This window comes from Kitasatospora sp. NPDC050463, from assembly GCF_040655255.1.
In the GTDB taxonomy this organism is placed as follows: Bacteria; Actinomycetota; Actinomycetes; order Streptomycetales; family Streptomycetaceae; genus Kitasatospora.
Genome location: NZ_JBFAJO010000003.1, coordinates 165,935 through 186,932, shown reverse-complemented (window position 1 = coordinate 186,932; position 20,998 = coordinate 165,935). Strand labels below are relative to the sequence as shown.

The window sequence follows — 20,998 nt, the reverse complement described above, 5'->3', positions numbered from 1 at the left end:
CCCCGGTCCGCCTGCCGGAGCCGCTCCGGGCGCCGGAGGCCGGCCGCCCGGGCCCTGCGCACGGCCGGCGCCGGCCCGGTGCGCTCCTTCGCCCTCGACTTCGCCGCACCCACCGGTGGGTGCACACCCCGACAGCCGTTAGCGGACGACGCGGAGGTGGCGGAGGGGGGCGGTGGGCTCAGGATCCGCCGGCGCGGTCACTCGGCCCGCGTTGAGGTGGATGCTGAGCTTGTTGCCGGCCTCGATGTAGTCGTCGTGCGAGGGGTGCAGGTAGCGCTGGGTCGTGGTGATCTGCCCGTGGCCGGCGATTCGCTGGAGGACGTGCAGACGCACTCCCGCGTCGGCGAACCAGGTGAGACCGGTGTGCCGCAGGCCGTGGCGGCGAAGCCAGGCGTAGCCGAGTGCAGTGACGACCTCATCCCAGTGGGTGGCGTCACGGAGCACGGCGGTGCTGATGCGGCCACCGCGGGGGCCGGTGAACAGCCGTGCCATCGGGTCGTGTCCGACGACGGTGAGCCGCCAGGTCACGATGTCGCGGATCTCTTCGATGATCGGGACGGTGCGTCGGCGCTTGCCCTTAGTGCCCTTGTCGGCCAGCCCGCCGGGGCCGGGCGTGGTCTGTCGGCTCAGGTCCCAGGTCCAGTCAAAGCGGTTGATGTCCTGGACCCGGACGCCGGAGACCTCGCCGATGCGGGCGCCGGTGCAGGCGGCGAAGCGGACGACGTCGCCCCAGATCCGGTAGTTGCCGTGGGAGCGGGCGACGAGCGCCTCGGCGAGGGCGTCGAGGGTGTCCCAGTCGGGCAGCGCGAGGGCGCGCGGGTTGTCCAGCTCGTCCTCGTACTGCTTGTACAGGGACTGCCAGCCGGTCATCCGGCACGGGTTGAGGTCGATGATGCCGTCGCGGCGGGCCTGCTCCATGACCCGGACGAGGGGGGCAAGGGTGTTCTTGACGGAGGACTTGCCGACCTCGTCGGATATCCAGGCATGCAGGGCCCGGTCGGTGATGCCGTTCGTCATCGACACCACCGGGACATGTCCCATGGTCGGGACGACCCGTAGCTTCCACCCGGCCCGGTAGGGGTCGAGGGTCTTCGGCTCCAGGCCGCGCATGGCCAGGTCCCAGTTCTGGTCCCCGTAGTCCGCCAACGTCACGTTCGAGAGCGACGGAACGATTCCGCGCTTGGCTGCCTTGCGCAGGCGGTCGATCCAATCCTTCGCCTCGTCTTCCGAGGCAACGGAGTTGGACAGGGACTTCCGTCCGCCGCCCTCGGGATCCCACCAGCGCACACGAGCGCGGTACCGGAATTCGGGGCGGCGGTCCGGCCGGAACTCGATGTCGTCGGTCAGGTCGATTGCGATCGGGACGATCAGGGGGGTGTCAGCCAAGCTATGCGGCCTCCGGTTTCGTGGGAACTGTTCGTTGGGATTCGAGCCACGCCTGGGTGTCAGGAATGGAGTAGACGACGGTCCGGTTGGCGAGACGGACGAAAGGCGGACCCTGCGGGGGCTTGGCGGTGCGCCAGCGGCGGAGGGTCGACGGATCGACTTTCAGAAGGGGCGCAAGCTCGTCCGCGGTGTACCAGCCGCTGTGGAGCAGATCAACGGCGGAAGGACGTGCCGTCCCGTCCCGGTGTTCTGCAGCGGTTCCACCGACAGGCTGCAGGCCGCTCACGCCGTACGCCCCGTGATAGGGACCGGGCACGGGGCGAGAGCCGGAGGTTGTTCGGAAGATCGGGGCATGTCGGTGATCCTCGGGGCTGGCGGAAGTAGATGCGAAGGGTTAGCTGTCGGCCGATGCAGGTCTTGCCGAGTCGACGAAGTCGAGTGCGGAGGGCAGGGGCGGCGGCTGGAGTCCGTTGGCCCGCATTTGGTCTCGGACGGCCTTGAGTCGAGTGCAGTCCTCGTGGGCCATGCGGTCGAGTTCGTCCGCCTGGCGGGCCAGCTGCTCGTAGCGGGCTGATCCGAGGGCCTGGCGTGCCTGGAGGCGGCGGCTGTGGGCTTCGCGGGTGGAGATCAGTGCGGTGCGGACGTCGACGTCGTGTTCGCGGAACACGGCGAGTACGGCTCGTGCCGAACCCGGCGGTGGTGCTTCGCCGAGGTTGTCCTCGCCGGTGACCCACGCTGCTGCCTCCCAGACGGACAGGGTCACCTCTGGCAGGAGGTCGACGTCGGCCTGGCCCTCCAGCGGGATGAGGAGCGCCACGAGCGGCAGATCGAGGGCGTGGGCGAGAACGAGGGCTTCCTCCACCTTGAGCGAGTCCCGCAGCCCCTTCTCGATCTTGGTGATGGTGTTCGCGGCGATCGGCACGCCTCGTGCCACGCACGCTGCCGAGAGATCGCTGGTCGTCATGCCGCGCTGGACGCGGTGCGTCTTGACTGCTTGGGCGATCCGCGCGGTGAGCGCAGCCGGCCAGTGCTCCTTGGATTCTGTCACAGAGGAAGAATACATGGGCCATGTTCTTCGCCCAAGGCGGATGTGATAGATATTTCTCGCACAGAGAACATCGCATGGGAGGGAAGTTGCCGTGAACGCAGTCCGAACTGCCCGGCCGGGAAGGTACTCGCCGGAAGCTCTCGCCGCCCTCCCGCCGGCGATTCCGCTGTCGATGGCCAACGAGCTGCTCTCGCTCGGCCGGACGGTCGGGTACCGCATGGTCCGGGAGGGCCGCTACCCGGTCACCGTCGTGGAGGTGGGTGGCAGCTATCGCGTGATCACCGCTGACCTCCTCCACTTCCTGCGCCCGCGCAGCTCGCGGAACGCGGCGTAGGCAACTCGCTGCCGGGCATACCGGCTTCGACGTGGGACGATCCCTCATGCAGGCAGTGGTGTCCGCTCCCGCGCCCACGGATCTCGGGCAAGCGAGCTGTCGAGAGGAACTGCATGTCGGATCTTGATTAGGCCAACGCGACGTCGGAGGAACGCCTGCCAGTGATGCTGGCGGCTAGATGGGTGCTCAGCGGCAGGACGCCGCGCCAGCATCAGGACCGGTACACAGCGTTCCTCGACGTGATCGACGACGAATTTTCGGCCGCCGAGATCACTGTCGGCTACGACAGTCGCGCCTACGCCAACAAGGACCTGCTCCCCGTGTGGCTGGAGGAGGTCGCCACCGGCCACGAACCCTCCGCGGCGACCGGGCACCTGCTCCGCCGGGAACTGGAGCGCGTCGGCCACCGCGCGCCCGACCTGGCGCGAAGGCTCAAGAGCACGCTCGAACAGGCTTGCCGCGCATGGGCGTACATGCTCCAGGGGATCGTGCTGGCCAACGCCGGCGACATCGTTGCGATCTTTCACGAGTATCAGCTGCAGCTCGGCTGGGACCTGCGCGACCTCTTCCGCACGACGCTTCCGTGTGCACGGCTGCACACGAGCGAGGTCTCCTGGCTCGTCGGGCGCGTTCCGGCCGTCCTCGGCCTGTTCCTTAGCGAGCGCGAGAGCGGTCTGATCGGATTGGTTCTGGAGCGGGAGCACACCCAGAAGTTCGACGCCGACACGTGCGCCCTGTTCCTGCGCAACGCGGTGACCCTCCTGGGCCGACCGGAACTCGCCTCGCACGTGGAAGCCGATCTCAGTACCTCCGCCTCGGAGCTGGTGGTCCGCGAGGAGTCGTTGCCGGCGCTCGGGCTTCCGCATTCGGGGTTCGGCACCGGCTTCCAGGACTTCGGCCTGACACGAGCCGATCTGCTGCCTGCCCTGCAGGCCGCCTGGCACGGGAGGGAAGTACCAGTACCGAAGCGCGCCCGGAGCCGGAAGGAGTAGTTGCCGGGAGGGCGACACTGCGACCGCTACCACGTTCCCAAGCTCGGAGCCAGACCGATGCGGCCGGGTCGGCGGTGGCAGGGTGGCTGCGTGGCGGATACGAGTAATGAGCCGGCCGAGCTGTTCGACGGTACCGCGCCGTACTACGCGGCCTACCGGCCGGGCTACGACGAGCGGATGTTCACCCATGTCGCCGAGCGCCTCGGCCTCGACGGCACCGGGTCGGCACTGGACCTGGGCACCGGCACTGGAGCGGTGGCCCTCCCGCTGGCCCGCATGGTGAACTCAGTGATCGCCATCGATCCGCAGCCGGGCATGCTCGCCGAGGCTCGAGCGCTCGCCGCCGCCGACAGCGTGACCAACATCGAATGGCGCTTGGGCGAGGCGGCACAACTGGCCAGCATGGACCTGCCGCCGCTCCGGCTGGTGACCGCAGGAGCCGCCTTCCACTGGATGGACCGCGCCGTTGTCGCCCAGGACCTGGATGCCCTCATCGACGACGGAGGCGCGATCGTGCTGGCCTCCGGCGGGACTCCGGGCGACATCGCCCCGCCGCCCTGGTCGGACGCGATCAGGGAAGTCCGGGTCCGGTACCTCGGGCCGGAGCGCCGGGCCGGGCGCGGTACCTACACCCACCCGGCCGAGCGCCACCAGGACGTGCTGGTCCGTTCCCCGTTCTCCCGGATCGAGACCGCGCACTGGGACCGGACGATCGCCCGAACCGCAGGCGAGGTGGCCGGCCTGCAGCTCTCCTACAGCTACAGCAGCCCGCGCCAACTCGGCCCGGACGCGAAGGCGTTCGTGAACGACGTCCGCGATGCCCTGCTGGCCTTCGACTCGGTGGGCACCTTTGAGCAGACGATCCGCACGGAGGTGATCATCGCCCGCCGTCCGTGACGGAGCCTCCCCTCCGACCCGGCAGCGCGAACTCCAACAGCGGGTCCGTCACAACCTCGCGCCAGCGTTCGCGGTGGCCGACCGCGCGCAGCCGGAAGTACACGGTCTCGCGGCGTTCGTCGGCGGCGGTACCGAAGTGGCCGCCGATGTTGTGGGCGAGCAGGTAGTGGACGAGGACCAGGCTTCCGGCTGTGCCGGTCACCTGGAGCGGGGTGGGCAGGTCCACGGGCGGGTAGGGCGTGGCGTCGCGCAGGGCGTCCGCGCCGTGGCGGCGCAGCCACGCTGCTGCGCTCAGGTGCGTGCCTGGCCAGACCCAGAGGTTGCCGCGGTCGTGCTGGCGCTGGTCAGTGAGGAGGAGGCCGGCCAGGACGGTGAACGTGCCGGGGCGGCCGTCGTCCTCGGTGGGGGTGAGGCCGTCGATGTGAGGGGCGCCGGGGTGGTGCAGGTGCGGCGGCAGGGTGAGCGCCAGCTGTGCGACCTCCGGGGTCGGCAAGGTGAGGTCGGAGCGCAGAAACGCGCGGACGGCGTCGCCGATGCCGCTTTCCTCGTAGAGGGCCCGCAGGTCGGGGTGGTCGGCGAGGGGCGGCCACAGGAAGTACGGGCCAGTTCGGCCGGGCTCGGGCGGCTGGGCCGCAACGTGCCGCGCGAGCGCCGAACGCCAGTGGCTCACCTGCTCGGCGGTGAGGACATCGGGCACAACGCAGTAGCCGTCACGGTGAAAGCTGCTGACAGCCAAGGGAGTTGTCGTCTCCATGTGGCCATGGAATCGTTAGCCGGCCCGGGCGGGCAACGGAATTTCCGCTGCCCCCGAGGGACCAACGAGACGGCCTCCGCCGGGTTGGGGAGAGATCCTGCCGCCGGAGGCATCCGGCCAACCCTGAGCCCACCGACTACTTGCCGTTCCGCTTCTTCTTCGGCTGGCGCTTGGGTTGGACCCGCTTGCCGACCGGGCGCACCATGGGCGCCTTCGGCTTTTCGACCGTGGCCACGGCGGCCTGCAGGATGGTCACGAGCTTGACCTTGAGCGCCTGGGCTTGTTCGGGGGTGGTGGCGTCGGCGGGGGTCTCCAGCAGGTGTGCCTTGAGGATGGCCAGCATGTCCCACTCCCAGGGGCCCCGGTCACGGGGCCGGGGATCAGCCGGACGTAGTCCTCGTCGTACAGGTCGGTGAGCAGGGCGAGCGCGTCCGCGTCGCTGACGTCGTTGACCTGCTCGCGCTCTGGTGCACCGGTGGCTACGCTCTCCGCGCGGCGTACCTCCTTCAACAGGGCCAGCCGCAGGTTCTGCTGCATCGCTACGCGCCCGCCCGCGCCGCGAGCGATCCACGCCGCCGCTGCCGCGGCGATGACGTAGTCCACGGGGCCGACTTCCTCTCCGCCGGAGAGGTCCATCGGCTCCGTGCCGGGAGGGAAGAAGAACTCCGGTCTGATCTGGACAGGTTCGGACGAATGTCAGTGCTGCGCGTCGGTAGGGTCAGCGGGCCGGCAGTCCGAGGCCGTCAACGGCCAAGGCCAGGTGGGGATTGCCAGCCGTGCAGGGCCTCGGTGATCAGGGCGCGGGCGTCTTGTCCGTAGACGGCGGATTCCTGGAGCAGCCGGAAGGCTCGGTGGAAGAGGCCGACGCGCTTGGGGTCGGAGATGGTCTCGCAGCCGCGGTAGCCCTCCACCTCCACGCGGGTGCCGTCGTGGATGCCGAAGCCGTCGCCGGGGTAGACGTGCAGGCGGGCTCGGGCCGGGATGATTCCCAGCCGCAGTCCCGGCGTGTCCAGGGCGGCCAGCAGGTGTTCCAGCTGGGCGCGCATCACCTCGGGGCCGCCGATGCCGGTCAGCAGGGCCTGTTCTCCGAGCATGACGTGGTAGGTCCGGCCGTCCTGCCCGAGGTAGCGGGCGCGGGCGGTTCGTTCGGCCGCGCCGGCGTGCGAGTCGTCGGGGAGCTGGTGCAGACGGGCGACCATGCGCAGGACCTCCTGCGCGTACGCGGGAGTCTGCAGGTTGCCCCAGATGAGGTCGGGGCTGTGTCCGGCGTAGTCGCTGGTGGCGGCGGTGAGTTCGTGGAAGGCGCGCTGGATGTGCTCGGTGCCGCGGGCCAGCAGGTCGTCCCACGAGGTGGCGTCGGACGGCTGCGGCGTTTCAGCTGAGTTCGGTGCGCTCACTGGCTTCTCCCTGCTGGTCGAATCGGCTCGGATCGGGGACTACCGAGTGAGCGTGACAGGCACTGGCGGTGGTCTGGTGGGGCAGCCGGTCGCCGAGGTCGTACTGGGCGGCCTGGAGGAGATACGACTCGCGGTAGCGCGTGGCCGGTTCCTGGGCCATGAGCTCGGAGTGGCTCCCCTGTTCTACGAGGCGGCCGTGGTCGAGGACGAAGATGCGGTCGGCCTTGGCGGTGGCGCCGAGGCGGTGGGTGATGAGGACGACGGTGACGCCGAGGGCGGTGAGCTGGCGGATCTGCTCGAACGCCTCGACCTCGGTTTCCGGGTCCATCGCGGACGTCGGCTCGTCGACCACCACGAGGGCGGGGAGCCGGCCGTGGGCATCCGGCGTGGTCAGGCGCAGGTGAGTTCGAGCGAGGGCGACCTTTTGCCACTGGCCGCCCGAGAGGCCGACGCCGCCCTCGAAGCCCTTGGCGACGAGGGTGTCCCAGCCGCGCGGCAGCTCCTCGACCACCGGGTGAAGGTCGGCATAGTCGGCGGCGGTCTCCAGCTGTCGCTGCTCGCAGGCGACTTCGGGGCGGCCGAGGAGCAGGTTGGCGCGCAGGGTGAAGGACCAGCGCTGGAAACTCTGGGCGAGCAGGGCGACGCTGCTGAAGAGCTGGTCGCGGTCGGCGGTCGCGGTGTCGATGCCGTCCCACCGGACGCAGCCCTGGTGTGGCTGGTAGACCCCGCACAGGATGTTGGCCAGGGTGGACTTGCCCGAACCGTTGGCTCCCACCAGGGCGATGACCTTGCCCCGGGGGATCGTCATGGTGACCTTGTCCAGCGCCGGGGTCTCGCGGCCGTCGTAGGTGAAGGACACGTCCTCGACGGTGATTGTCTCGGGGCGCTCGGGCAGCGGTGTGCCGCCGGTGGGGATGGCCCGGCGGTGGCCCTCGCGGCGCAGCTGGTCGAGGTCGCGGACGAACAGCGACTCCTCGTACAGCTGGTTGATCTGGGAGACGAGGCCGCCGATGCTCGCCGAGCCGGTGCGGATGGCCACCACGGCGGTCCCGGCGGCGGCCAGTGGGATCGCCCCGCTCATGACGAGCGAGCCCAGGAGGGCGAAGGCGCCGACGGCGGCGGCGCCGGCCAGCGCCGCGGAGAGCAGGTCCGTGCGGGCCCGAGCGCCGGCGAGGCGGGCCTGCTCCTGTTCGGCGGCGCGGGCCATCTGCTCGTAGTGGTGGAGGATGAACGGCCCGCATGCGTGCACCCGCAGCTCGGCCGCGGAGTACGGCCGGATCAGCATGTCCGCCAGAGCGCTGCTGGCCCGGGAGTGCTGGAGCCAGGCCCGCCTGGAAGCGTAGTGGCGGCGGGCGGTGCGGACAGCTCCCCAGCCGCGCGGGGCGGTGATCAGCAGCAGCATGGGCAGCAGGGCGGGGTGGAGGACGGACAGGACGCCGGCGGCGGAGACGAGACTGAAGGTGGCGGTGAGGACGGAGGTGGCCTGGCCGATGATGCGCTGCAGTGACATCGCGCCCCAGCGGGCGCTGTCCACCTCGGCGAGGAACTCGGAGTCTTCGATCGCCTCCAGCTCGGAGCGGCCGACGATGCCCAGGAACTCCATCGTGGCCTGGCGGAAGACCGCTGGTTCCAGCCTGCCTCCGGCCCAGGCAGAGGCGGCGGACAGCACCGAGGACAGGCCCGCTATCAATCCGACCATCACGATCGCCGGCGAGGCGGCTCGCAGCACGTCGGTGACATGGCCGGGGGCGAGTAGTGCGGCCAGGGCGTGGTTGGTGGCGATCAGCGCGAAAGCGGCGGCCAGGCCGCGCATCATCTCGGCGCCGACCAGGGTCAGCAGCGCCGCGCGGTCGGCCTGCCACGCCATACCTCCAGCTAGGCGCAGGAAGCGCGGCATCTGCCGGGCGACCGCCCAGAACGTCACCTCGCCGCTGGCCATCTCGTGCTTGGCCCAGCCGTAGTCGTAGCGCATCGGCCCGCCGAACAGCAGCTGCTCGCTGTCCGGCACGGAGTCCGTCGAGGTCTTGGGCGTGCTGGTCACATACTCCCTTTCGCAGAGGGGAACGCGGTGGTCGGGCGCCAGTGCCGTCAGGGTCCGGCGTAGCCGTGGGGCGACCGGTACGGACCGGGCAGGGTTGGACCGGACTGCACCGTGCCGGGCGGGCGCACTCGCCCGGCACGGTGCAGACGGGCGCCGGTCACGTCTCGACGAGCTCCCGCTGTCCGGAGGCGGGGTCGAATCCGTGGGTGGAGAACGCGGGCCCACCGGCCAGATACGCCTCCACCGCGGCCTTGGAGGTCGGGAACATCGGGCTGGGCAGGACGCCTGCGGCGGGGTGCCAGCGCACCTCCAGGTGCTTGTCCGGCTCGACGTTGACCAGCTCGCCCGTGAACTCGCTGGTGGCGAAGACGAACAGCATGAACCCGCCGCGCCCGTCCCAGCCCTCCTTGGCCTGGATGGTGTGCACCAGGCGCAGGTCGGATGGCTTGGCGATGAGCCCCGCTTCCTCACGTAGCTCCCGGGCGGCAGCATCGGGGATCTCTTCCCCGGGGTCGACCTTTCCACCCGGGATCGTCCACGCGGGCCCGGGGGTCCAACTGCGCTGCCCGTACAGGAGGGTGGCGATCCGATCGGTGTTCAGGTCGTGGGCGATGACGCAGACCGATAGCCTGCTCGTCTCGTGCATCAGGTGCTCCTGGTTGAAGGTTGAGGGGGCGATGGAGGGGAGGCGACGGTCGAGTAACTGCGCTTCTACGTGTCGCGCGGGGGCAACTGGGAGAGCGCGGTCTCGCGCATGATGCGGTCGACCGTGTCGTGGAGGGTGCTGTCGCTGCCGATGACGGTCTCGATGCCGCCGGGAAGGACGTCGTGCTCGCAGTACCAGTCGCGCAGTTCACGCTCGGTGACGGCCGTCAGGTACTCGCGATCGGCCTTCGAGGCGTGCCGGACCAGCGTCTCGTCTATCGGGATGTCGAGGTAGTAGCAGCGGGTGACGCCGCGGTGGTCGCCCACCAGGCGGGTGAGCATCTCGCCGTAGTGATCGGCGTACAGGATGCCTTCGATGACGACGTGGTAGCCGGCGCCCAGCGCGTACCGTGCCACCGTGTCGATCAGGCCGATGTTCGTGCCGCCGGGCCGGTCCCGTTCGCGCAGCACGATGCGTCGGAGGTTGTCCTGGGCGACCACGGCCAGGCCACGGCCGAATCGGTCCCGGATGCCCGCCGCCACCGACGACTTGCCCGACGCCGAGTTTCCCCGGACGACTACGAGCCGAGTCTCCGCGCTCCCCGCGGGTGCCCCGACCGACGGGAGTCCTGGGTGGCTCGTGGTGCTCATGCCGGCCATCCGACGACGGACAGTGGGCGGCCGGCGGTGATCTGCGTGAGCGCGTCGGCGGTGTAGCCGACGATCGGCTCCGGAAGGTCGTCCAGCGGCCAGAAGCGGAGGGCGGTGCACTTGTCCGGTTCGCGGTTGGTGATCTTGCCGAGGTACGCGCGAGGGGCGAAGAACAGCTGGAGGCGTCCGGCACCGTCGTCGGCGTCGAGGTGGTGGAGGGTGTGCACCAGGTCGAGGTCCTCCTCCCGGATGGTGATGCCGAGTTCCTCGTCGGCCTCGCGGGCCATGCCGGCCAGGACAGACTCTCCCGCTTCGAGGTGGCCGGCCGGGGCGTGCCAGTGCTGGTTGGCGAAGGTGGTGTTGGCGCGCTGTCCGAGCAGCACCCGGCCGTTCTCGATCAGGACCAGGTGGACTCCCACAACCAGCGTGTGCGGCACGGGACGTCTCCTTCCCAGGGTGTGAGGGAACCGGCGCGGGGAGCGCGTCCGGTTCAGGGCATGGCGAAGCTGCGATCAAACTGGTGATCGTTCGTCGTACGTGAGTGCGTGGGCGGCTGTCCCACCGTAGGCGGCCCGGCGGGGCCGTGTCGGCGTGTCGCGGCAGAAGCCACACGATCCGGTGAACAGCCCCAACTCGTAATACGGGTAGGGCGGTTACGGGTCGAACAGGGCAGTGTGCCACGGGGGACTGACAAGCGCGCCATGCTCGGCGGGAGGCGGGCGTTCACACGTCCGCCGGGGCGGCGACCCGGCTCGGGAGGCGCTCGGTGTCGCAGGCGCTTCCGAGGAGTTGTCGCGGAGACGGCCCCGGGTGAAGGTGTACACCGGTGATGCTGGCGGCCTGGACAACGACGTTCACCTTCGACCCTCGGACGGCGTTGCGCACATCGCTTTTGCCCACTACGCCACCACAGCGGCGGGAAGCGCCTCGCCGACGGCGGCGCGCGGCCCGGGCAGCGCCGGGCACTGGGTTTGCAGCCTGGCGGCCAGGCGGACGGCCGCGTCCGCCAGGCTCCAGTGGGAGAACCCCTGCGGGTAGTTCCCGAGCTGCCGCCGGGCGAGGGGGTCGTACTCCTCGGCGAGGAGCCCGAGATCGCTGCGCAGGCCAAGCAGCCGGTCGAACAGCTCGCGGGCTTCGGCGAGCCGGCCGATGGCGGCAAGGCTCTCGGCCAGCCAGAACGTGCAGGCCAGGAAGGCGCCCTCGTGGCCGGCGAGCCCGTCCACGTTGCCGCCGGTCTCCCCGTGGGTGGCGTAGCGCAGCACCAGCCCGTGCTCGGTGAGTTCGCGCTGGACAGCTTCGACGGTGCGGATGACGCGCTTGTCGTCCGGCGGCAGGAAGCCGACCAGGGGCAGGAGCAGCAGTGAGGCATCGAGGGCACGGCTGCCGTAGGACTGGGTGAACGTGCCGGTCTCGGGGTTGAAGCCGCGCGTGCAGACGTCGGTGTGGATTTCCTCGCGCAGGCGGGCGAGCCGGGCGAGGACGGCAGGGGCCGTGGTGGTTCGGCGTTCCAGCAGCCGCAAGGTCCGGTCCACAGCCACCCAGCACATGACCTTGGAGTGGGTGAAGTGCCGGGCCGGCCCGCGGATTTCCCAGATTCCCTCGTCGGGCTCGTGCCAGCGCTGCTCCAGCTGTTCGGCGAGCGCCAGGAGCAGAGCGTCGCACTGCGGGGACGGGGGGAGGCCGGCGTCCTCGGCGAGCAGCAGGGTGTCGGCGAGTTCGCCGTAGACGTCGAGCTGGAGCTGGTCGGCGGCGCCGTTGCCGATGCGCACGGGCCGGGAGCCGTCGTAGCCGGGCAGGTGGTCCAGGGTCTGTTCGTCGAGGTCGGCGTCGCCGTTGACGCGGTAGATCGGCTGGAGGCGCTCGGGGTTGACGGTGTCGACCAGCCAGGTGCGCCACTGGCGGGCATCGTCGAGGAAGCCGAGTCGCAGCAGCGCGGCGATGGTCAGCGCGCTGTCGCGCAGCCAGACGTAGCGGTAGTCCCAGTTCCGTTCGCCGCCGAGCTGCTCGGGCAGGGAGGTGGTGGGCGCGGCGACGACACCGCCGCCCGGGTGGCAGAGCGCCTTGAGAGTAAGGGCGGAGCGCACCACCGCCTCGCGGTCCGGGCCGCGGTAGGTGCAGCTGGCTGCCCACTGCTCCCAGAACTCCGCGGTCGCGTCGAGCTCGGAGAAGGCGTCCGGCGGGACGGGCGCCGGACGGTGAGAGGGAGCCCAGGCGAGGGTGAGCACGACGATCTGGCCGGCGCGGACGGTGAAGTCGGCCCGGCACACGCCCCGCCCGTTGGCGGTGTGCTGGGGGCCGTCGAGCCAGTACGAGTCCGGGTGGGCGACCACCCACAGCCGATGGACTCCACGGGCGACCCGCTCGACGCGCGGCCGGGTGGCGCCGTAGCCGGGACGAGGGCGGAAGACGCTGGCGACGCGGACCTCGCCGCTGATGCCTTCGACAATCCGGATGATCCTCGGCTCCGCGTGGTCGCTGACCGTTGGCGCCGGCATGAAGTCTGTGACCGCGACGGTACCGGCGAGGGTGTCCCACTCCTGGCGGAGGACCAGGGAGTTGCCCACGTAGTGGCGGCGGTCGGCCGCCGGGGGCGGCGCGCCGTCGTAGACTGCCGGGCCGACCCGCCACAGGCCATGGTCGGCGGTGCCGAGCAGCGAGGCGAACACCGCCGGCGAGTCGAAGCCGGGCAGGCAGGCCCAGTTGATGGAGCCGTCCGGGCGGACCAGGGCGGCGGCGACGGTGTTACCGAGGAGCGCGTGGTCCTCGATCCGGGCAGGGGCGGTGACGGTGTGCATGGGGTCCTGACGTGGGCGGGTGGGTGGGTGGTCAGCGGTGAGCGGAGGCGCGGGCTGCGAGCGTGGCGAGGGCGGCGGCGACGGTGTCGGCGAGCGTGTCGGCCACCGGCAACCACGGCATGAGGTTCGCGAGCAGCACACGGTTGGCGCGCTGGACGGGGTCGGCCGGGTCGCAGCCGACGACCACCGTCCCGCCGTACGGGGAGAACAGGCCAGCCTCGTAGCAGTCGTGCACGCGCACGTGGCCGATCGGGTTCCAGAACAGGACGACGTCGGTGCGCCGGATGTTGCGGTCCTGCCAGCCGAACGGCAGCCACGCAAGGTAGGGGTTGGTGGCCGGGTTGCGCGATGGCCGGGGGTTGAGCACCGTGCCGTCGAAGCCCGCGATCGCGAACAGGTCGACCGCTTCGCTCTGCCAGTCCGGGCAGTCAACGGTTGCCCCGGCGAGGAACACCGCTGGGCGGCCGTCCGGGGCGTACGGCTCCGGCGCCTCGAGGTACCGCAGCTGCGTGTTCACGACGTACCCGGGTCGCTGGCGGAGGCCTGCGCGGGGCGGCCCAGCAGGAGCATGGTGACGGCGTGGGTGCGGTTGGCTGCGCCCAGGTGCGACACGGCCTGTCTGATCAGCCGGCCGACCTGGGCTTCGTCGAGCCCCAGGGTGCGGCCGGCGGAGCGCGCGTCGTGGGTGGCGAGGAGGGTGAGCACGCGGTGTTCGGCCGGATCGAGGGCCGGGAGCTCGGCGGATATGGCCGCGCGCAGCGGCCCGGCGTCGATCAGCTTGGCGGCGATGAGATGGGCGATGGTTCGAGTGCGGTCGCTGAAACCCATGCGCCGGTTGAGGTTCCAGGCCGCGCTCGCGGTGGTCGCGGGGCGGCGGCCGAGGGCGGTGGCGGCCGAATCAGTGCTGTGGCCGAGCGCGAGCAGGTGCGCCAGCTGGCGCTCGGCGTCGGTGAGGTGCTCCGCCGGTGCGGCGGGTGCCAAGGAGCCGCCGGTGCTGACCAGCGTCGTGCGGGCACCGCTGGTGACGGCGTCGTTGGGCGACGAGGCGGTAGTGACGGCCAGGCAGCGGCCGATCGGCTGATCGAGCAGGTCGGCGGCGACCCGGTAGGGGTTGGTGCCGTTCGCGGTGTGCTCGGTGGAGCAGACAGCGGCGGACCACAGGTGCGCGACGCGCAGGTTGGCTAACTGCCGGGTCAGGTCCCCACCGAGGGAGGGGGCGATCAGGGCGCACGGCATCGCGATCGAGCGGGCGCGCAGCAGCAGCCGCAGCAGTGGCGCCGGGGGGGTGAGCTGCCCCGGGGCGCCGCTGACCAGCAGGGCGGGGTCACTGCCGGACAGTGCGGTTCGGGGCAGGTCGGTGAGCGAGGTGAGGTCGACGAGGACGGCGGCGCGGTTGCGCAGGTGCCCGTCGAGGTCTCGGCTAGCGACGGTGCCAGCTGCGCGGTGGTCGGGTGGGGTGTTCATCGGCTCTCTGTGGTCGAAAGGGGTGCGGCCCTGGCCCGGACGGCCGCCATGGGTGTGAGCAGCGTGGTGCGCGTTGTCACCCGGCCGGAGGGCACCGGGGCTCGGCGGCGGCGTTCTTCGGTGGGGTGCGGCGGTTGACCAGCCGGTCGACGGCGGCCAGCGTGGAGAACGAGACGGCGGTGAAGATCCCGAGGTACACGGGTTGGCCGGACTGGGTGCGGTGCTCCAGGAGGTAGAGCGTGGCGCCGCCGACGAGGACGCCGAGCAGGAAACACACCGTGGCCAGCGCTGCGGCGCGGGCGGCGGAACGGCGGATGCTCACCGCGCCGCTCCGCTGCCGACGGCCGAGGCGAGCGGTTCGGCGGGCCACGATGGGTCGATGTCGCTGAGCCGGACGAGGCCGGCGAGGACCCCGACGACGCCGGCCTGCGGCTGGCTGTCGACGCCGAGGTAGGTGAACAGGGTCTTGATGTAGCTGCGCATCGTCGCCGGGGAGATACCGAAGTCGGCGGTCAGCTCCGGGGTGGTTCGCCCACCGGACCAGCCGCGCAGGATCTGGGCCAGCCGCGGTGGGAGCTGAGGCTTGACGCTCAGAGCGCCGGTGGGGCGGACCGGCTCGGTGACGATCCGGTGCGCGGCGGCCCAGGCGGCGAGGTGCGGCACGGTGCGGGTGCCGGTCTTGGCGAACAGCGCCTGGATCGCCTCGCGGGCGGCTTCCGTGTCCTTGCTCGACCCGGGGGCAGCGGCGATCTGCGAGGCGCTGTTGCCCTGGGCGACGAGGGTGATCAGCTGGCGTTCCGCTTCGGAGAGTTCGGGCAGTGGGCCGGCGGTCACGGCGTCCTCCTACGTGGTGGTTCGGGCGGGTCACAGCTGGTGGGGGATCGGTGCGTTGGGCGCGGCGAGATGGAACAGCAGCCGGGGACCGAGCCAGGTGGCCTCGTTGGTGCCGATGACCAGGACGAGGTCGCCGGGGGCGGCCATGTCGGCGATCTGCTGCTCGACGCCAGGCTCGCTCGGGCCGGAGCGGATGCGGTGGACCGTGCCCGCCCCGAGGCGCTGGAGGGCGGCCTGCTCGATGGCGTCCAGCGGGTCCTCGACGGCGTGCATGGTGGTCAGCTGGGTGCTGACCGGCAGCAGCACGGCCAGGTCGGCTTCGCCGAGCGCGGTGCCGAGGTCGTCGGCGTGCGCGCGGGTGCGGGCGATTCCGTCCGGTTCCAGGACGGCGATGACCGAGCCCTCGGTCAGCATGCGGGCGGCCATGAGGTCCTCGGTGACCTCGCGGGGGTGGCGGGCGCGGGAGTCGACCACGGTGATCTTGGCTTGGGTGCCGAGCGTGGCCAGCGAGCGTTCGGCCCCGGGAAAGGCATGGATGCGCTCGGCGACGGCTTGGGGGTCCTCGCCGAGGACCAGGGCGGTGGCGATGGCGGCGCAGGCGGCCAGAGCGTGGTGACGGCCGGCGATCGGCAGAGCGAAGGCGTGCTGGCTGCCTTGGTAGCGGATGGTGACGTGGTGCTCCTCGCCGGTCCAGCGGGGCACCATGATCCATACGTCGTCGGTGCGTTCGAGGCCGACGGTGACCACCCGCAGGCTGGGCCGACCGGGCCGAGCGGGCCGGTCGGTCAGGCGCTCGCGCAGGACCTTCGCGCTGCTGTCCCAGGTCGGCAGGACGACGACGTCGGCGAGGCGGGCCAGGTGCTCGGCGGCGTTCAGGCCCTCGATGTTGTCCTCGTAGTGGGGACTGTTCGCGCCGGTGGTGAGGATCAGCGCGGCGGCCAGCCGCGGCTGGCTGTTCAGGTAGTGCGGTGCGGGGCGGTGCTGCCACGCGCCGGGCGGGGCCGCCTCGTGGGTGGCAGTGTCGGGCGCGAGGTCGACCACAAGTCGGCCTTCCCCGGCATGCCCGGCGTGGCCCTTGCGGGCCGGGGCGGTCAGAATCCAGCCCGTCTTGCCGTCGTCCAGCACCGCAGCCAGGGCGGCTGCCGCGGTCGTGGTGCTGTGGCTGCCGCCGACCGCCACCGCCGAAGTCCCGGTCTGCGCGGCGATGGCTGCGAGCGCGACGGCCTGCCCGAGCACCGGCAGCCGCAGCACCTGCGCGCGGTCCAGCTCGGGATGCGGCCCGACGACGGCGCCCGACCACACCACCGCGGTGCGATCGGCTTGGACGTGGTCCTTCGCGAAGCCGGCCTCGACCTTTACCCCGGCCGCTCTCAGAGCGGCAACTGCGGGGCTGTCCTGGTGTTCGGGCGGGACGCTGCCGGTGACCTCGGCGCCGTTCCCGGCCAGCCACAGGGCCAGGCCCTGCATGCCGGGCGCCGCGACGTCAACCAGGTGTGGGGCCGACAGCAGCTCGGGCACGGCCGCGGCCGGACCGGTGGCGGAGCAGATGATGGTGTCCATATTGGCCTCCAACGGGGAAGCGGGAAGTGGGGGTTGGTCCGGGCCGGCGGCGGGGAGGGGGATCGACCCGCCGCCGGCCCGGGGTTCATGCCTGGGCGAATCCGCGTTCCAGCTCGGCGTCGGTGACGCGGGCGGCGTGGTGCTCCAGGTCCAGGTGCGCGACGCTGGCCAGATGCGTGACGACCCGCTCGCCCAGCAGCTCCGCGGCGAGCGTGCTGCTCTCGAAGGCGGCGAGCGCCTCCGCCAGAGAGCGCGGTACGGGCCGTGGGTGGTGGTCCTGGTAGGCGTCGCCGGTGCTCACTGGCGGAGGCTTGAGTCCGGCCGCGATGCCGTGCCGAATGCCGGCGAGGACGGCCGCCACCGCGAGCACCGGGTTGGCGTCGGCGCCGGGTAGGCGCACCTCCAGCCGCAGGCTGTTGTCGTGGCCGACGACCCGCACCGCGCAGGAGCGGTTGTCGCGACCCCAGGTGAAGCGGTCCGGTGCGAACGAGTGCTCCCGCAGGCGCTTGTAGCTGTTCACGTACGGCGCCCACAGCGGCGCGGTGACGGGAAGCACGGTCAGCAGCCCCGCGACCGCCTGCTCGCCCAGCTCTGACAGTTCCTTCCCCGCGCCCGCGCCGGCGCCGGTGCCCAACACAGGGCCTCGGTCGGAGTGCAAGGAGACGTGCAAGTGCATGCCGCTGCCGACCCCGCCCGGCAGCGCCGCCATGAACGACGCCGCCATGCCCCGCTCGTCCGCCACGGCCTTGGCGGCGTGCTTGAACAGCACGTGCTGCTCGCACATGGCTAGGGGTGCCCCGTACGGGAAGGTGACTTCGGTCTGACCCGGAGCCCCTTCCAACTTGACCGCCTCGACGGGGAGTCCGGCTTCGGCGAGGACCTGCCGAAGGCGCCTTCCGAACTCGGCGACCGCCCCCGGCTGGTCGAGTGCGTAGTCGCGGTTGTCCCACGTGGCGGGGCGAAGCCCCCGCCAGCCGGCCGCCGCCGCGTCTCGGGTGGTGCCCTCGTAGACGACGAACTCCGTCTCGACTCCGAGAGCGGCGGTCAGGCCTAGACCGGCGAGCTGGTTGCGCTGCTCGTTCAGCGCGGTGACCGGGCCCAGCGGGTGCGGCCACCCTTCGCTGGTCGGATCGGCGAACACCACCGCCGTACCTGGTAGCCAAGGCAGCACCCGCGCCCTCTGAAGGTCGGGCAGCAGCGCGACGTCCCCAAACCCCGTCTGCCAGGAGAACGCGCCGGTCTGCGGGGCGGCCATCCCCAGGTCGGTGCCGATCACGTATCCGCACATCTCTGGGGAGATCCGGCCCGACCGCAGCCGCTCCACCAGCGTCCTCGCCTCGTACGCCTTGCCCTTGAGCCTGCCCTGCACGTCAACGGTCGCGAGCAGCACAGTGTCGAGACCGAAGGCGTCCACCAGCTGGTGCAGCGGCCCGACCGGCGAAGTGACGTCGGCTGTCGTACGGGCCGTACGGGAACGGACGGCGCGCATGGTTGCCCTCATACGATCTGCGCCTCGACCCGGGCCAGGTAGGGGTCCTCGACGACCGGGACGCTGAACTTCGCGCCGGCCATGCGGTACCAGCCCGCCGCCAGGACGAGGACGACCAGCAGGGTGACGGGGGCGTAGTTGAACGTCTCGACGGTCACCGGGAAGCGCTGCGGCAGGCACACGAGCACCGTCAGTACCACCACCCACGCCACGGCGGCGATCCCGACCGGACGGCTCCAGCGCCCCAGATTCCAAGGCCCCGGGACGAACCGGTCCCCCTGTCGCAACCGCAGGAACACCGGGATGATGTACGACGGTGTCATGCCGATGACGTTCACGGCGGTCACCGCCCCGTAGGCGACCGGCGACCACAGCGAGGGCACCGCCAGGACGAACGCCACCGAGACGGCCAGCCACACCGCTGCCACCGGCACCCCGCCCGGCGACACTCGGCGCCAAGTCGCCGAGCCGGGCAGTGCGCCGTCCCGCGAGAAGGCGTAGATCATCCTGCTCGCCGCGGTGGTCTCGGCCGAGCCGCAGAACAACTGGGCGCCGATCACGACCACCAACAACAGCTTCGCCCCGCCCGTCCCGACCGCGTCCAGGAAAATCTGCGCGGGCGGCACCGCCGCGCCCGCAGTGGCGGAGTAGTCCTGCACCGCAAACAATAGGCCGCCCAGCAGCACGAACCCGGCCAGCAGCGAGACCCAGATCGACCGGACGATGCCACGCGGCGCGGCCAGGCTCGCGCCCTTCGTCTCCTCCGACATGTGGGCGGAAGCGTCGTACCCGCAGAACGTGTAGCCGGCCAGCAGGAGGCCAACCGCGCTCACGTAGACCGGGTTCGACCAGCCGGTTTCGTTGACGAAGTGACCGAAGACGAAGGCCGCGCTCTGGTGATGGGAGGGGACGATGGCGAGGACGCCGACGATCACCGCCACACCCAGCAGGTGCCACCACACTGAGATGCCATTGAGCAGGCTCACTACGTTGACGGCGAAGACGTTCAGCAGGGCGTGGAGCACCAGAACGCCCGCGAAGATCGCCAGGATCAGGCCCGGTGTCGGCTCGACACCCCATTGCAGCCCGGCGAACGCCGCGATGAACGAGGCGGCGCCGTAGTCGATGCCGGCGATCCCGCCCAGCAGACCCAGCAGGTTCAGCCAGCCCGTTGCCCATCCCCAGCGCGGGCCGCCGAGGCGCTGGGCCATGTAGTAGAGGCCGCCGGACGTGGGGTAGGCGCTGGTGACTTCGGCCAGGGCCATGCCGACGAGGAGCACGGCCAGGCCGACGCCGACCCAGCCCCACATCATCACGGCCGGACCGCCGGTGACCAACCCGAATCCGAACAACGTCATGCAGCCGCTGAGCACTGAGATGACCGAGAAGCTGACGGCGAAGTTGCCGAAGGGGCCCATCCGGCGGACCAGTTCGGGCTCGTAGCCCAACGACCGCAGATGGTCGTCGTCCCCGCGGGTGGGAGCGGAGCGGTGGGACCGTTGCACTGTGAGACCTCCGTAGGAAGATGCGGCATGCGGGTGCCCGAGCGGGCGGCCAGGCGGAGAGGCGTCAGCGGGAGGCGGCGAACGACTGGGCCATGGCCTGGCGGAGCAGTTCGTTCGGCCGGTCCGTCAGGCTCACCCAGGGTTGAGAGGACACGAACGGGGTTAGGGCCGCGAACACCTCGGCGGCCTGCTGGCGTTGGCGGGTCGCCCAGAGCGCGTGAGCGAGGTGGTTCTCATCCACGACCGGCCACCGGCCCTTCTTGCCGGGCGCGGCCTGCCAGTGCTCATAGGCACGAAGCACCGTGGCGCGGACCGTTTCCTCATCCGTCCACTGGAGTTGGACCGCCTCCTTGCGCTCCGCCCGGTGGTAGCGCTCGACGTACAAGTGCAGCGGGAGGGCGTGAAGCGGTGAGCCGGTGGGCGCGCCGGGCAGATAGGTCGCCAGGAAGCTGGTCGCCGCGCCGCCTTCGCCGCGGGCGAGCCAGAAGCGGAGCATGCGGTGGAACGCCTCCCTGTTCCACGGGTCCGTTCGACGGGCCTGGTCGAGCAGACCCCACGGGCCGGGCGGGAGCATCTGGTCGGGGGCCCCAACCCGATGCTCAGGACGGGTCTGGGCGAGGTCCAGCTGCGCGAGGGCGAGAAGGCTGATCCACGGCACGGGGTCGGCGGCGAGAGTGGAAGCCGCTCGCCAGCACCATTGCCGGGCCGAGTGTTCGAGAGCGGCCAGCTCCCGCGGGTCGGCCCGCTGCTGCCGGACCATGAGGACCAACTCGACAGCGGTACGGGCCTGAAGCGTGACCAGGCCGAAGCCGTTCGGCTCCTCGGCCGTCCAATGCTCAAGGATGTCTGTGCGGGCCGAGACCGCGCCGAGCGCCTGAGTGCGAGAAGTCCACAAAGCTGGGTCGCCCCAGGTCCGGGCAAGCAGCGTCCGGGCCGACATCCACCGCCCGAGTTGAAGCTCCTCCACCGCTCCCCGGAGATCACCATCGTGTCCCGCCGGGTGCTGGACAAGCTGTCCCGACTGAGGGACGGATGCGGTGTCCATTGGCGGTCCTTCCTAGAGGGGGATGCGGGCAGCGCGCAGAGCGAGGGCGAAAGGCCAAATGGGGTGAAAGCGCGGCGTCGAAGCGAGAACTGGCCAGTCAGGAATGCCAACTTTCTTCGGCGGGTCATACAGAAGCAGCACGAACTGGCGGTGAACACGGC

At 71.1% G+C, this 20,998-nt stretch carries 21 protein-coding genes; 3 read left to right on the top strand and 18 right to left on the bottom strand.

The window, feature by feature from the left end; genetic code table 11:
* Window positions 1–138 precede the first annotated feature (138 nt).
* Window positions 139–1,386 (bottom strand): site-specific integrase, encoded by a 1,248-nt coding sequence (locus AB0J08_RS03695; RefSeq protein ID WP_360626265.1) that lies wholly within the window; start codon window positions 1,384–1,386, stop codon window positions 139–141.
* A gap of 394 nt (window positions 1,387–1,780) precedes the next feature.
* Window positions 1,781–2,434: a helix-turn-helix transcriptional regulator gene (locus tag AB0J08_RS03690; RefSeq protein WP_360626262.1), complete on the bottom strand. Its 654-nt coding sequence runs from the start codon at window positions 2,432–2,434 to the stop codon at window positions 1,781–1,783.
* Window positions 2,435–2,525: 91 nt separating this feature from the next.
* On the opposite strand from AB0J08_RS03690, the gene AB0J08_RS03685 reads away from it, so the two are divergent.
* From AB0J08_RS03685 to AB0J08_RS03675, 3 genes are all read left to right on the top strand, one after another.
* Window positions 2,526–2,768 carry a hypothetical protein gene (locus tag AB0J08_RS03685; RefSeq protein WP_360626259.1) on the top strand — a complete coding sequence of 81 codons (243 nt, stop codon included), beginning with the start codon at window positions 2,526–2,528 and terminating at the stop codon, window positions 2,766–2,768.
* Between the two features lie 239 nt (window positions 2,769–3,007).
* Window positions 3,008–3,760 (top strand): hypothetical protein, encoded by a 753-nt coding sequence (locus AB0J08_RS03680; protein ID WP_360626256.1) that lies wholly within the window; start codon window positions 3,008–3,010, stop codon window positions 3,758–3,760.
* Between the two features lie 90 nt (window positions 3,761–3,850).
* On the top strand, window positions 3,851–4,657 hold the full coding sequence (locus AB0J08_RS03675; protein ID WP_360626253.1) for a class I SAM-dependent methyltransferase: 807 nt from the start codon (window positions 3,851–3,853) through the stop codon (window positions 4,655–4,657).
* Here the strand turns inward: AB0J08_RS03675 and AB0J08_RS03670 are convergent.
* The 16 genes from AB0J08_RS03670 to AB0J08_RS03595 form a co-directional block, all read right to left on the bottom strand.
* The gene (locus AB0J08_RS03670) at window positions 4,638–5,393 is read right to left on the bottom strand and encodes a phytanoyl-CoA dioxygenase family protein (RefSeq protein WP_360626250.1); all 756 of its coding nucleotides are present in this window, start codon (window positions 5,391–5,393) and stop codon (window positions 4,638–4,640) included. The two genes, AB0J08_RS03675 and AB0J08_RS03670, sit on opposite strands and share 20 nt — an antisense overlap.
* 154 nt (window positions 5,394–5,547) lie before the next feature.
* Complete coding sequence (locus tag AB0J08_RS03665; protein WP_360626247.1) at window positions 5,548–5,754, bottom strand: hypothetical protein; 207 nt, start codon at window positions 5,752–5,754, stop codon at window positions 5,548–5,550.
* A 400-nt stretch (window positions 5,755–6,154) separates the two neighbouring features.
* Window positions 6,155–6,808 carry a DUF5753 domain-containing protein gene (locus tag AB0J08_RS03660; protein WP_360626244.1) on the bottom strand — a complete coding sequence of 218 codons (654 nt, stop codon included), beginning with the start codon at window positions 6,806–6,808 and terminating at the stop codon, window positions 6,155–6,157.
* Window positions 6,786–8,849, bottom strand: a complete 2,064-nt coding sequence (locus AB0J08_RS03655; RefSeq protein WP_360626241.1) for an ABC transporter ATP-binding protein — start codon at window positions 8,847–8,849, stop codon at window positions 6,786–6,788. The genes AB0J08_RS03660 and AB0J08_RS03655 overlap by 23 nt, the downstream gene beginning before the upstream one ends.
* Before the next feature lie 157 nt (window positions 8,850–9,006).
* The gene (locus AB0J08_RS03650; RefSeq protein ID WP_360626238.1) at window positions 9,007–9,495 is read right to left on the bottom strand and encodes an NUDIX domain-containing protein; all 489 of its coding nucleotides are present in this window, start codon (window positions 9,493–9,495) and stop codon (window positions 9,007–9,009) included.
* Between the two features lie 65 nt (window positions 9,496–9,560).
* Complete coding sequence (locus AB0J08_RS03645; RefSeq protein WP_360626235.1) at window positions 9,561–10,145, bottom strand: AAA family ATPase; 585 nt, start codon at window positions 10,143–10,145, stop codon at window positions 9,561–9,563.
* A complete protein-coding gene (locus tag AB0J08_RS03640) occupies window positions 10,142–10,582 on the bottom strand; it encodes an NUDIX domain-containing protein (protein ID WP_360626232.1) in 441 nt (146 codons plus the stop codon). Before AB0J08_RS03640 ends, AB0J08_RS03645 begins: the two co-directional genes overlap by 4 nt.
* Window positions 10,583–11,044: 462 nt before the next feature.
* Complete coding sequence (locus tag AB0J08_RS03635; RefSeq protein WP_360626230.1) at window positions 11,045–12,940, bottom strand: glycoside hydrolase family 15 protein; 1,896 nt, start codon at window positions 12,938–12,940, stop codon at window positions 11,045–11,047.
* Window positions 12,941–12,971: 31 nt separating this feature from the next.
* Entirely contained in the window at window positions 12,972–13,457 is a 486-nt protein-coding gene (locus AB0J08_RS03630; RefSeq protein ID WP_360626227.1) for a hypothetical protein, read from the bottom strand.
* Window positions 13,454–14,404: a hypothetical protein gene (locus AB0J08_RS03625; protein ID WP_360626224.1), complete on the bottom strand. Its 951-nt coding sequence runs from the start codon at window positions 14,402–14,404 to the stop codon at window positions 13,454–13,456. Before AB0J08_RS03625 ends, AB0J08_RS03630 begins: the two co-directional genes overlap by 4 nt.
* A 76-nt stretch (window positions 14,405–14,480) precedes the next feature.
* The gene (locus AB0J08_RS03620; RefSeq protein WP_266269150.1) at window positions 14,481–14,726 is read right to left on the bottom strand and encodes a hypothetical protein; all 246 of its coding nucleotides are present in this window, start codon (window positions 14,724–14,726) and stop codon (window positions 14,481–14,483) included.
* Entirely contained in the window at window positions 14,723–15,238 is a 516-nt protein-coding gene (locus tag AB0J08_RS03615) for a hypothetical protein (RefSeq protein ID WP_360626221.1), read from the bottom strand. Before AB0J08_RS03615 ends, AB0J08_RS03620 begins: the two co-directional genes overlap by 4 nt.
* 30 nt (window positions 15,239–15,268) lie before the next feature.
* The gene (locus AB0J08_RS03610) at window positions 15,269–16,798 is read right to left on the bottom strand and encodes a Mur ligase domain-containing protein (protein ID WP_360626218.1); all 1,530 of its coding nucleotides are present in this window, start codon (window positions 16,796–16,798) and stop codon (window positions 15,269–15,271) included.
* Window positions 16,799–16,883: 85 nt separating this feature from the next.
* The gene (locus AB0J08_RS03605) at window positions 16,884–18,287 is read right to left on the bottom strand and encodes a glutamine synthetase family protein (protein WP_360626215.1); all 1,404 of its coding nucleotides are present in this window, start codon (window positions 18,285–18,287) and stop codon (window positions 16,884–16,886) included.
* Between the two features lie 8 nt (window positions 18,288–18,295).
* Window positions 18,296–19,792, bottom strand: coding sequence for an amino acid permease (locus AB0J08_RS03600; RefSeq protein WP_360626212.1), 1,497 nt, complete (start codon window positions 19,790–19,792; stop codon window positions 18,296–18,298).
* Between the two features lie 64 nt (window positions 19,793–19,856).
* Complete coding sequence (locus AB0J08_RS03595; RefSeq protein WP_360626209.1) at window positions 19,857–20,759, bottom strand: hypothetical protein; 903 nt, start codon at window positions 20,757–20,759, stop codon at window positions 19,857–19,859.
* Window positions 20,760–20,998 lie beyond the last annotated feature (239 nt).